Source organism: Sporotomaculum syntrophicum (genome assembly GCF_009932395.1).
Classification (GTDB): domain Bacteria; phylum Bacillota; class Desulfotomaculia; order Desulfotomaculales; family Desulfallaceae; genus Sporotomaculum; species Sporotomaculum syntrophicum.
This window is the reverse complement of the sequence record NZ_LSRS01000003.1, coordinates 648,185-660,113: the sequence shown is the minus strand read 5'-3', so window position 1 is coordinate 660,113 and position 11,929 is coordinate 648,185. Positions and strand designations below refer to the sequence as shown.

Annotated in this window: 12 protein-coding genes and 1 tRNA gene; 8 read left to right on the top strand and 5 right to left on the bottom strand. The window is 42.4% G+C overall.

What is annotated here, in order from left to right:
- From SPSYN_RS08170 to SPSYN_RS08150, 5 genes are all read left to right on the top strand, one after another.
- On the top strand, positions 1–372 hold a 372-nt coding region (locus SPSYN_RS08170; RefSeq protein WP_202623767.1), incomplete at its 5' end, for a transposase.
- Positions 373–818: 446 nt separating this feature from the next.
- Entirely contained in the window at positions 819–1,427 is a 609-nt protein-coding gene (locus SPSYN_RS08165) for a TetR/AcrR family transcriptional regulator (protein WP_161821962.1), read from the top strand.
- 3 nt (positions 1,428–1,430) lie between these two features.
- A complete protein-coding gene (locus tag SPSYN_RS08160) occupies positions 1,431–2,180 on the top strand; it encodes an ABC transporter ATP-binding protein (RefSeq protein WP_161821961.1) in 750 nt (249 codons plus the stop codon).
- A gap of 2 nt (positions 2,181–2,182) precedes the next feature.
- Entirely contained in the window at positions 2,183–2,938 is a 756-nt protein-coding gene (locus SPSYN_RS08155; protein ID WP_161821960.1) for an ABC transporter permease, read from the top strand.
- A 34-nt stretch (positions 2,939–2,972) separates the two neighbouring features.
- The gene (locus SPSYN_RS08150; RefSeq protein ID WP_161821959.1) at positions 2,973–3,941 is read left to right on the top strand and encodes an ABC transporter substrate-binding protein; all 969 of its coding nucleotides are present in this window, start codon (positions 2,973–2,975) and stop codon (positions 3,939–3,941) included.
- A gap of 369 nt (positions 3,942–4,310) precedes the next feature.
- On the opposite strand, the gene SPSYN_RS08145 is transcribed toward SPSYN_RS08150, so the two are convergent.
- Together SPSYN_RS08145 and SPSYN_RS08140 are read right to left on the bottom strand one after the other, a co-directional pair.
- A tRNA-Pro gene (locus tag SPSYN_RS08145) sits at positions 4,311–4,388 on the bottom strand.
- 53 nt (positions 4,389–4,441) lie between these two features.
- Positions 4,442–4,822, bottom strand: coding sequence for a PH domain-containing protein (locus tag SPSYN_RS08140; RefSeq protein ID WP_161821958.1), 381 nt, complete (start codon positions 4,820–4,822; stop codon positions 4,442–4,444).
- A gap of 177 nt (positions 4,823–4,999) precedes the next feature.
- On the opposite strand from SPSYN_RS08140, the gene SPSYN_RS08135 reads away from it, so the two are divergent.
- Positions 5,000–6,175, top strand: a complete 1,176-nt coding sequence (locus tag SPSYN_RS08135) for a stalk domain-containing protein (protein WP_161821957.1) — start codon at positions 5,000–5,002, stop codon at positions 6,173–6,175.
- A gap of 136 nt (positions 6,176–6,311) precedes the next feature.
- Here the strand turns inward: SPSYN_RS08135 and SPSYN_RS08130 are convergent, their stop codons facing one another.
- The 3 genes from SPSYN_RS08130 to SPSYN_RS08120 form a co-directional block, all read right to left on the bottom strand.
- A complete protein-coding gene (locus SPSYN_RS08130; RefSeq protein ID WP_243152966.1) occupies positions 6,312–7,091 on the bottom strand; it encodes a metal-dependent hydrolase in 780 nt (259 codons plus the stop codon).
- Between the two features lie 237 nt (positions 7,092–7,328).
- The gene (locus SPSYN_RS08125) at positions 7,329–8,003 is read right to left on the bottom strand and encodes an SOS response-associated peptidase (protein WP_161821956.1); all 675 of its coding nucleotides are present in this window, start codon (positions 8,001–8,003) and stop codon (positions 7,329–7,331) included.
- A gap of 75 nt (positions 8,004–8,078) precedes the next feature.
- Positions 8,079–9,251 carry a glycosyltransferase family 4 protein gene (locus tag SPSYN_RS08120; protein ID WP_161821955.1) on the bottom strand — a complete coding sequence of 391 codons (1,173 nt, stop codon included), beginning with the start codon at positions 9,249–9,251 and terminating at the stop codon, positions 8,079–8,081.
- Between the two features lie 168 nt (positions 9,252–9,419).
- On the opposite strand from SPSYN_RS08120, the gene SPSYN_RS08115 reads away from it, so the two are divergent.
- The gene (locus tag SPSYN_RS08115; protein ID WP_480935855.1) at positions 9,420–10,226 is read left to right on the top strand and encodes a DUF5714 domain-containing protein; all 807 of its coding nucleotides are present in this window, start codon (positions 9,420–9,422) and stop codon (positions 10,224–10,226) included.
- A gap of 427 nt (positions 10,227–10,653) precedes the next feature.
- Positions 10,654–11,922: a GTPase HflX gene (gene hflX / locus SPSYN_RS08110; RefSeq protein WP_161821954.1), complete on the top strand. Its 1,269-nt coding sequence runs from the start codon at positions 10,654–10,656 to the stop codon at positions 11,920–11,922.
- The last annotated feature ends 7 nt before the right edge of the window (positions 11,923–11,929 follow it).

The following is an 11,929-nucleotide window of genomic DNA, read 5'->3' as shown; positions in this document are numbered from 1 at the left end:
TCTAACAATAGAATTGTATCCATGGATGAGCATACGGTGACATTTACCGTTAGAGATAAGAAATCCGACAGTGGTAAAAAGACAGTAATATTGAAAGGCGTTGAATTTATCCGACGGTTTTTGATGCATATACTTCCAAAGGGTTTTGTTAAAATCAGGCACTATGGCTTACTTGCTAACCGGAACAAAAAAACAAAGCTTAAACTGTGTAGAAAACTAACTTCTAGCCCTGCTTACAAACCCAAATTTGATGGTCTTACAACCATTGAGATTCTCAGTATCCTGTTAGGTAAAGATGTAACGGTTTGTCCGGTATGCAAGAAAGGTAAAATGAAGACGGTACGTTCGGTATACCCAAGGCCTTATCCATAATAGCCGATTAATTAAATAAATTTTCAAAGACCCATTTGTGGGGAGGGGGTAAGTATACACAATTTTGGCTGGTTTTATTTAAAAAATACGAGATGCTTGAAGAAAATTAGTATAAATCAGGTGGTATTACAGCTTAAGAACCAGAAGAATAAGATTGAATTCCCATAGCTGGGAGAATAGCGACTTCATTCTTCTATGGCAATTGAAAATTTTGCGAGGCAGTTTTGTGCGTAATCAAAGTTTAAGGCTCAAAATCAGGGGTTACCTGACATTGAGCCGTTTTTCTCCCGCAAAACTTCCAATTGGACCCTTTAAGAACCGTCCCCTTGTGTACGAATAAAAAAATGTTGACATCGCAAATTCTGAAGAGTAGAATCAATACATGTATTGAACTGGTATTCATTTTTTATCTGCATTATAATTCTCACACGTTTAAGGAGCCGGTAATGGTATACCATAAAACTGAAAAAGTACTGGAAAAACAGCAGTCACGTAAAAGGAAAATACTTAATGCGGCTAGAGAACTCCTGGCCGAGAAGGAAATGGGCAGTGCCTCAATCAAGGCTATTGCTAAAAAAGCCGGCATTGCCACGGGTACATTTTACCTTTATTTTAAGGATAAAGACGCCCTGATTGACACGATGCTGAAAGAAATCTACAAGGAACTGCTTGATCTAATAAAAAAGGAACGGGCTCCCTATACAAATGGTTTTGACAAGCTGGAAGCAACCATGAAAGCTTGTATCAATATGTTTATGAGTAAAAAAAATCTGGCCAGGATCCTCTTGGATCTTACCCCGCAGAATAATGCTGTTTTTAACACTAAATTCACGGATATTATCAATGATTTGATTTGGCTGACCAAAATCGACCTGGACGAATTAATGGAACAAAAGTTGATTCCGGAGCAGGATACCCAGGTTAGTGCCACTGCATTTGTAGGCGCATTCCGCGAGGTTATTTTAGCCTGGATTAATAGTGACGAACCTTTAAATGAGGAGCAGGCCTATCGAACTTTAATTAATTTCAACTTGAGAGGGCTGGGGAAGAGTTAAGAGATGGATTATTTATCGATAGCATCTTTACAAGTTAGCTATGTTCATGATAACCAAATAACTCCTGCTTTGAGAGATTTAAGCTTATCCCTTGCAATCGAGAGTACCGGTGTGATTATTGGACCGTCGGGCTGCGGGAAAAGTACACTGCTGGGTGTATTGGCAGGTTTAAATCAGAATTATCAAGGAACGGTACGTATAAATGGTAAAGCGCCCGGGGAATGTGACGAGACAGCTTTAATCCTACAAGAGTATGGTCTTTTACCCTGGAAGACAACCTGGGATAATGTTAAGCTGGGCCTTGAGCTTAGAGGATTTTCCAAACAAGAAACTGTATTGCGAACTGAAAAGATTCTCGACAAATTAGGACTTTTACACTTGAGAAAACGGTACCCGGTTCAGCTGAGCGGGGGACAACGGCAAAGAGTGGCTATCGCCAGATCCCTGGTGCTCGAACCTGAGCTGTTGTTGATGGACGAGCCTTTTTCTTCGCTGGACGCTCTTACCAGGGAAGAATTGCAGGATTTTTTAATTGAGCTCTGGCAGGAGACTAAGCTGACGATTCTTTTGATTACCCATAATATTGAAGAGGCGGTCTTCCTGGGACAGAAGATTTTTGTCATGTCGGAGTGTCCCGGTACCATTATCAAGGAATATACCAACCCGCTTGCCGGCGATTACTCCGCCCGGGGTAAAATGGAATTTTTGGAGTTAGCTAACTCCTTGCGCTCGAGCCTAAGAGGGTGGAATTAGTTATGCAGCCAAAAGAGCTGATGCAAAAATTTATTTACACTCTAGTGGCAGTCGACATTTTGATTGTTTTTTGGTATTTGTTGTCCAGGCTGCTCAACACCCCCGCTTTACCGACTCCTTTAACAGCCTTTAATAGTTTTGTTCAGCTTGTTACCAATGAATTAGTGCCACACGTAGTAATTAGTTTTTACCGTGTTGCGGTTAGCCTGGCAATTTCTACCGTTCTGGGAGTTCCTCTGGGGTTATTTCTCGGCAAAAACACAAGAGCCGACGAGTTTTCAGCTCCCTTGATTTATATGACTTATCCCATACCTAAAGTTGTATTCTTACCGATTTTTTTAATCCTTTTGGGTATCGGCAATCTTTCGAAAATTGTGCTAATTACTTTAGTTATCTTTTATTTGATTTTGGTTACTACCCGGGATGCAGCCAGGAATTTGCCCAGGGAATACGTGCTGTCGGTGAGGAGTTTGAGAGCAAATGAGCTGGATTTGTACCGGCATGTGTATTTTCCAGCCTGCCTGCCCGCCATTCTAACTTCTCTGAGGCTGGGTTTAGGTATGGCTATGTCCGTGCTCTTCCTCGTGGAAACCTACGCCACCCAGGAAGGGATCGGCTACTTCATCATGAATTCATGGAGCAGTTTAGCTTATGATAAAATGTTTGCCGGGATCATTGCTATGGGCCTAATGGGGTTTTTGCTTTACCTGCTGTTAGATGCCTGTGAGAAAGTGCTTTGTTCCTGGGTTCATTTATAAAACGGCAGCAATTTAAAAAACTGGAGGTGGCTAGATGCGAGTTAAATCTTTATTGGTCATGTTGCTGGGCATGTTATTTATGCTGGCAGCGACCACCGGCTGTGCTCAAGATGGTAAGGAAAACGGGCAGGAAAATTCACCGGCCAAATTAAAAATTGGCTCCCTGACGACAGAGGAGAATTTACCTGTCCTGGTGGCTCAGGAAAATGGATATTTTGACGCCGAGGATGTACAGGTCGAATTTGTTCCGCTATTAAGTCCCGTAGAGCTTCAGAACACCTTTCAATCCGGTGCGCTGGACGGTATGATCACGGATATGATGATCGCGCTGATGCTTAAAAGTTCAGGGGAGGAGCTGCGCATAACTTCGATCGCGCTAGGTTCTGCTCCGCAAGAAGGGCGCTTTGCCATTGTGGCCGCCCCCAAAAGCGATATTAAATCGGTGCAGGATTTAAAGGGCAAAAGTATCGGCATATCTAACAATTCAATTATTGAATATGTTACGGACGGTATTTTGGAGCAAGCCGGGATGAGCCCGTCCGACGTTAATAAAACCACGGTGGCCAAAATACCGGTGCGCATCGAAATGCTTCTGAATAACCAGATCGATGCTATCGTTGTTCCGGATCCTCATATATCATACGCCGTGGCAAACGGGGCCAGGGTTGTCGCAGATGATACAAGTGGAGAAAATCTATCTCAATCGGTAATTATCATGACTCAAACAGCGTTGAACAGCAAAAATGACGCAATATCCCGTTTTTACAATGCATATGCCAGGGCGGTTGAAGAAATCAATAACAACCCCGAGCAGTATAAAGAACTATTGGTAACCAGTATTAATGTTCCTAAACAAATCGCCGATAGTTATAAAGTGCAGCATTACCCGTTGCCTCAACTTCCTGTTGAAGAAGACGTAAACAATGTCATAACCTGGTTAAAAAATAAGGGTTTACTCAAGGCCGACATAAATTACCAAGACGTAATTTGGGGTCAGACTTAAACTTGTCTAAACTAACTGTATTATTCGGATAATTGGATGTGGATTACGTCGAATGGAAAACTTATCAACGTAAATTCGACGAAATCAAAGATAAACTGGGTGAGTTAAAAAGTGGTAAAGATATTACAACTACTAGATGAGTCCGAGTTCATAGAGTCTTACGAGATCCAGGATTTAAAAAAGGTATCCACACCACAAGCACGTAGAAGAAAAAGTCTTGCCCTCTCATGAAATTGGCATTCTTGAAGTACTAGCTTATACTAGCAATATTTTAAGCGGTCAACATCAATAAGTTTAAGAAAGTTAAAGCCTGACCCCTGTTTTTTTTAAAAGATAAAGCTTCCGGTTTTCCGGAAGCTTTATCTTTTTTGGTCGGAGCGACACGACTTGAACGTGCGGCCTCTACCACCCCAAGGTAGCGCTCTAGCCAAACTGAGCTACGCCCCGACGACATCTTTATTTGGTTGCATTAGCTATTATATATGCACTACGTCAAAAAGTCAAGGTTGAAAAACATATTCGGCTAAGACACTTTGGAGTTCGTAAACATCCAGGCTTTCGTCGAATTGTTTGGTGATAGGGTTGGCATCGCCGGAAACCCATATTTTCAACTCTGCTTCCAAGTCAAAGTGGCCCGCCGTTTCAATGCTGAAGTGGGTAATATTTCTAAAGGGGATTGAGTGGTACACCAGCGTTTTTACCGTAACCCCTTGTTTATCAACCAATATAAGACGGTGATTAGTAAAAATAAATAAATCGTGGTTAAGTTTGTAGGCTTTTTCAACTTGTTCATTCGCTACAAGTATTTTGGCAAATTCATTTTGTACTTTTTGTATGTCGATTTCTGAATCATTATCCGTTATGTCACGCAAAAAGCCCATTATTAAGATAACTCCTTTACTCAAAATTATTGATTAATAATTCTTTATGCCCGGGTGTTTTCCTCTAATGTGCAAACATTAATTTTAATTTGAGACGGTAACTACGGTTAGCAGGTATAAAGGGTACAGCGTCAAATATTATCCAATAAATGATATTTGACGCTGGGAGGGTATAGGATGAAAAAACTGATGATGCTGGCCGGAATATTATTATTGACTTTAATTCTGCCCGGCAGTGCGCTGGCAGCACCGGCTGAAAAAGTTGTATTTCACACAGGTAACAACAAGTATCTGGTTAATTCCACCGAATTAACTATGGATGCTGCACCTTTTATTGCCGATGGCAGAACTTATGTGCCGGTGCGTTTTCTTGCCGGCGCACTGGGAGCCGAGGATGAGTTCATTAAGTGGGATCAATCAACGGGCACGGTTAGCTTAATCTTTCAGGGCGATAACAACATCGGTATTGGATTGGAAACCGGAAGCCGGCAGTTGGTTATTAATTACTTAGATGCCGAAGCTGTCGAGGTTTTAGAGAGTAAAAAAGTGCTCATGGATGTGACGCCTGTCCTGCGTGATGGCCGGATTTATCTACCCGCCCGTTGGGTAGCCGAAGCCTGCGGGTATAAAGTGGAATGGGACAGCAATACCCAAAGTGTGCTGGTCTACGCGCCTGCTGCCATTAATACTCCCACCGGCGGGGTAAGTGTTGATACCCAGGAAACCAAATCCTCCACCGACCGGCTGGAGTTGAATCTGCAGCTCCCCGTAATTTCCGGTATGGCGAATCAATCCTTGCAAGAGAAAATAAACCGGGAAGTGCTGGATAAGGCTATGCAAACCAAGAGTGAACTGGAGGCAGGCTACGACGAATATGCCGCAAGCGCCAAGGAATATGATTTCACAGCCCATCCCTTTCACTTATCTGTAGCATACCAGGCCCACACCACCGGCAGTATTTTGTCTCTGGTTGTGGAGACATATCAGTATTCCGGCGGAGCGCATGGCAATGGATGGAAGGACTTCTATAATCTCGACACCCAAAACGGCAGGCAGCTGGCACTGCAGGATTTGTTTAAGGACAATGCCGATTATATAGCTTTAATCAACAAGGAAATTAATAAGCAGATTGCCGACCAGATAAACAGTGGACAGGATATGTATTTCGAAGGAGATATGGGCTTTCAGTCTATATCCGAAAACCACCCCTTTTACATCAAGGACAATCACATTGTATTATGCTTTGGCCAGTATGAGATCGCTCCCTATGCAGCCGGTATGCCCGAGTTTCAGCTGCCCATAGATTTGCTATACCAGCAGTTGAATGAAGATTTTCTGCAATTGTTGAATTAGCTGGAGCTGTAAACCATAAAGGCTCAGGGAATATCCCAATATCTAAACTATGCCGTCAATAAGAATAACCCTGTCCACCTTCTAACCAAAAGGCAGGCAGGGTTATTTATTGATTTAATAACATGTGTGCCGGGTTTTATAATCTCAATGACCCACCGGGTTTTAAAACTTCTATCTTTACGTTCGGAGCAATTTTTTTACTAAGTTTTACAAATTCCGTAGCATCTTGAACTAGTACTTCGAAAGTACCATAGTGTATAGGTATCACTTTTTTAGGCTTGAGAAGTTTTAAACTGTGTGCTGCTTGGAAAGGATTCATCACAAATGTACTCCCTGTCGGCAGCAGGGCGAGGTCTATGTCATAAAGGTTGCCCAAAAGCTCCATACCGGCAAAAATACCGGTATCACCAGCATGGTAGATCGTTGTACCGTCTTCTAACTCAATAATATAGCCGGCAGCACTGGGATTATGAATAGCCTGGACCATTGTTATTTTTATACCTTCAAGCTCAGCTTGGCCGCCATAGTTTAATCCCATGCCATAACTAACAATATTTTTTTCAGTTATTCCCATCTCATTTAATGCCGACACTACGTCGTTATGAACCACTACTATGCAGTTTGGATTTTTTTCTACAAAGTATGGAACATCGGTTCCCATATGGTCAAAGTGGTTGTGAGTAACGAGAATTAAATCTGGATTAATGTTTTCTTTAGTTACCGGGCACTTTGGATTATCGGTTATCCACGGATCAATAAAAACATCCAAGCCTTTTTCTGTAGTAATTAAAGTTGCTGAATGTCCCAGCCATTGAACGTTATTATCTTGCTTATTTACAACCGCAGCATTAGCAAATGAAACTAATCCAAAAGTTAAAAGCAAGGTAAATATTATGGCTAGCCGAAATTTTTTCAACACATACTCCTCCTATCTTATTTATTGTTACATATACTTTTCTTTTACCTGTCACCTCCTTCTTTGATTTTAGTTATTATAATCAATTTATTACTTATTGGAAGTATTTACATTGCAGTTTTTATATAAAAATCAATGTATACTTTGCAACAAATACTGAGCTTATTTTACAATATTGTTTAATGCAAAAAAAAACCGAAAGATCGTTATAATCTATCTCTTTCAGCTAGCGACAACTTAATTTATAATTTGCTCATCAATCAGCGAAGGAAAATCGTTACCCGGGGAGTTCACTTGCCGGGTAACCGGGTAAACCATTATAGGACCGTCGAAGGGCTGCATCAGCTCTTTCAGAGCGGTGGTATTATCTGAGGTCAGCCAGGTGTGGTAGTCTCTCTCTTCGGTTAATATAACCGGCATGCGGTTATGGATATCTTTCATTTGAGCATTTGCTTCACAGGTAATAATGCTGCAGGAGTGAATATCCCGGCCCTGAGGCGATCGCCACTTAGCCCAGATACCGGCAAAGGCAAAGACTTCCCGGCCGGGCAGCGTGATGCGATGGGGTATTTTACCGCCAGCTTTCTTTTGCCACTCGTAAAAGCCGTCGGCAGGGATAAGACACCTGCGGTTTAAAAAGGAAGGTTTAAAGGAAGGCTTCCGGTCAACAGTTTCAGCCCGGGCATTGATTAACTTATTTGCGATAGAAATATCGTTGGCCCAGTGGGGTATTAGCCCCCAGCGCATACAGGATATTTCCCTGGTTTCCTCCGTGTGGGTGATTGCTAAAATATTCTGGCCGGGGGCAATGTTGTAACGCTTGCCGTAAGCAAAGCCGGCGTTGTCTATTTGCGCCTGAAAAACCTTGATAATAGAAGATAGTTCCACCGTCAGTGTAAAGCGCCCGCACATTTAAACCACCCTTTCAACAGGATATATAGCATGCTGCTACCACGAATATAACATTAAAACGCAACCCTGCAAATATTAATTTGGGTTGCCCCCATAGGCTAAATAAGTTTTATAACTGGGCTCTTTCAATAAACTATAATAAATATTTTTTGTTTCCTCAATCATTTTGGCGGCGGCAAACTTTTCCTGTACTCTGTGTCTGCCTTTATGGCTAAACTCGGTTCTTTTAGCGGGGCAATCGAGCAGGCCGGCTATTTGGGCGGCTAGTGCTTGGTGGTCACCGGGCGGGGCAAGGAAACCACACTCACCGGATTCAATAATCTCGGGCACCCCCCCGACAGACGTGGCCACAATCGGTAAGGAAAAAGCCATTGCCTCCAATACGGTAAGGGGTAAACCCTCTGTTATTGACGGCAGTACAAATATATCCATTGACGAGTACGCCTGAGAAATGTCCTTAAGCATACCGGTAAAAGTAAAGTAGTCATTGATTGAGGACAACCGGATTTGCTCTTCGAGTTCTCCCCTTAAAGGCCCGTCACCAACAATGAGAAAATGTACGTTATATTTGCCGATCAGCTGTTTTGCAGCTTTTACCAGCACGGAGAGTCCTTTTTGCGGAGCCATTCTGGCAACAGTTCCAACTACGGTGCGGTCTAATGGGATATTCCACTCTTCCTTTAGGTTTTGTTTGGTTCCTTTATGGTCAAAGCCGCTTAATTGGATTCCATTATGGATAACTTTGATTTTTGCCGGGGAAATTTTTTGTCTATGCCTGATTTCTTCACCCAGCGCATTGGAAACGGTTAAAATGTAGCCGGTAGACCACGAAAGAACGTGCTCTGCAACAGCAGCTATATTATTTTTCCAGGCCGGCCAGTGCTCATTAAAAATTGAGTTATGTACCGTGTAAATAGAGGGTACCCCTGCACACAGAGCGGCCGGCCTGGCAATAAGAGCCGCTTTAGCTCCGTGGGCGTGTGCCAGGTGCACCTGTTCCTGACGCATGAATTTACGCAGAATATTAAATGAAGCATAATCTTTTTCCAGGGAAACTTCTCCAGCTAAAGGCAGCGGCAGCGTTTTTATATTTTCCCCGGCGAGTTTATCTTCCAGGGCGCTTTTTTGCGGACAGGCCACCGTAACATCGAATTCTTCCTGCAGTCCGTCTACGAGAGTAATAATATGCCTGCCTATACCACCCTCCGTAGGTCTGACAATTTGCAAAAGCTTTGGTTTTTCGAACATATTTTTACCCCCATAATACATAATCCTTAGATTTCTTAATTTTTCAATTTCTAGTATTTGCTATTATTAAAGTTCAATGCAAGAAGAAAATTAAGTTCATCTGACAGGGGAATATTTTTATCCAGTGTAGAAATAAAAGATAAATAAACCCCTTGGGAGCTGGTTAGCGTGGATGAATTTACCAATCAAACTCCTGGCGAGAATCAGAATACAGCCAATTGTTGAGCTCCCGGTTTGGATACCGATCGGTATCATACACCGGGCAGCACCGAAAACTGCCAAATCTGTAACGGCAAATTAATATACTTTGCGGAGGGAAAAGAGCTTAAATGCTTCCGCTGTGGAAAAACCGAGGTCGCCAATATTATTTGCTCCAATGGCCATTACATTTGTGATGCTTGTCATGGGAAAGACGTTTTTGACCTGATTAGGGATTATGTGCTTACCACAACCATTAAGAATCCCCTGGAAATTGCCGAAACTCTGATGAACTACCGGGACAAAGTGCCCATGCTCGGCTGCGAAAACGCCTGGATAGCGGCCGGCTCTTTTATGGCGGCCATAAAAAACGAGGGTATGCTTAAAATTACCAGCGACCAAATTCATGAAGTGCTGAACCGAACCCGGCGACAGGCCATCGGCGGGTACTGTGGTTTAACCGGTGTTTGCGGCATTGCTCCGGCCATTGGCGCGTGTTTTAGCGTTATTTTGGGGGCGGCCTGTCCGAAGGACCGGGAAACGGCCACTACAATGCAAGTTGTAAGTAAGATAATAACTGTCATTGCCCGGGAAACAGGGCCGTGCTGCTGCAAAAACTTTGTTCGCACGGCTCTCGCCGAGAGTGCCCAACTGGCCGGGGAATATTTGCATATTACTGTATCAACGGCTCTGCCCGGGCCAATTATCTGCGAGCACGTAGAGCGTCATCCCCACGGGTGCCGAAAAGAGCGGTGTGCCTTCTACCCCAACCGATGATTTCGGTTCGGCCAACTGCATAAAAATTTGCGCTGTTGGCCCGGGGTCAACAACAAAATATTGATAATAACCAGCTACTATGTTAAGATAAGTTTAACTTTAAAGAAATGAGGTTTTTCCCTGTGAAATACTATATCAGACTTCGTTTCCAAACTTTAAACCGTTAATTTAATACGTTTAAAGTCTCTGCTTGTTTGCAGAGTAAATGGGATTAGTCTGTCTATTTTTAGGGAAGCCTTTATTTTACGAATACGCTAAAAAGAGGGACAATTCTACCCTCTTTTTTGTTGTCTTTAAATAAATAAAGAACAACTTTATCCATGAAGATTCATTTCAGGCCCCTTGATCTCTTTTGTCCATTTACTCTTCAACACAGGCAGATAACCTGTGTTTTTTTATGAAAAAACAGTTTGGAGGGTTATGGAAAATGGCTAAAAGTGAAAAAGCAATATTAATTGGAGTGAATCTGAATAACCAAGAAGAGGATTTTGCCTATTCAATGCAAGAATTATATGGCTTAGCAGCCGCATGTAACCTGGAAGTGGCCGGAGCAATAACGCAGAATCTGCAACGTATCAATAAAACACACTACATCGGCACGGGTAAGCTGCAAGAAGTTATCGATTTGCTTGAGTCGACGGCTGCAGATGTAGTAATCTTTAATGACGAGTTATCCCCATCTCAAATTCGCGAGCTTGAAGAAAGACTTAATAAACAAGTGATTGACCGTACAATGCTGATCTTGGATATATTTGCCGAAAGGGCCAAGACCAGAGAAGCCAAGCTCCAAGTGGAAATAGCCAGGCTGCAATACATGCTGCCTCGCTTAGTTGGCCAGAGAGACTCTTTAGGCAGACAGGGCGGGGGAGCAGGACTAAAAAACAGGGGCGCGGGAGAGACAAAATTAGAACTTGACCGCAGAGTAATTAAAGAGAAGATAACAATTTTGACGAAGGAGTTGGAAACGCTTGTTGCGCAGCGCGAAACACAACGAAAAAAACGCAAGAAAAATGACCTGCCCGTAGTCTCTTTGGTTGGTTATACCAATGCCGGAAAATCTACAATTATGAACGCAATGGTAGAGATGTTTAATCAAAACATAAATAAACAGGTTTTTGAGAAAGATATGCTGTTTGCAACCCTTGAAACTTCCGTAAGAAAAATTAAATTGTCGGATAACAAATCTTTTCTGCTTACGGATACGGTCGGCTTTATCAACAAATTGCCGCATCACTTAGTTAAAGCATTTAGATCTACCTTGGAAGAACTGGCCGAAGCCGATGTAATTATTCATGTTGTTGATTACTCGGAGCCCCAGCATAAGAAACTAATTGAAGTCACCAACCAAACTTTACAGGAAATTGGGGTTGAGGATATTCCCATTATCTATGCCTACAATAAGGGGGATTTAACAGCAACTCAGCTTCCCCGCATTGAAGGTGATATTGTCTATTTATCCGCCAAAAAGAGAGTAGGGATTAATGAATTGATTCATGTTATATCGAAAAATATTTTTGCCGACTATATGCAATGTGAGTTGCTCATTCCATACGACCAAGGACAAATAATTTCATATTTTAATGAACATGCTCATGTTTATGCAACTACTTACGAGCCAGGCGGGACCAAAATATTAGTTGAATGTAAACACAGAGATTACAAAAAATTTCAGGATTATGCATGTAAACTTAATTGAACAAGCT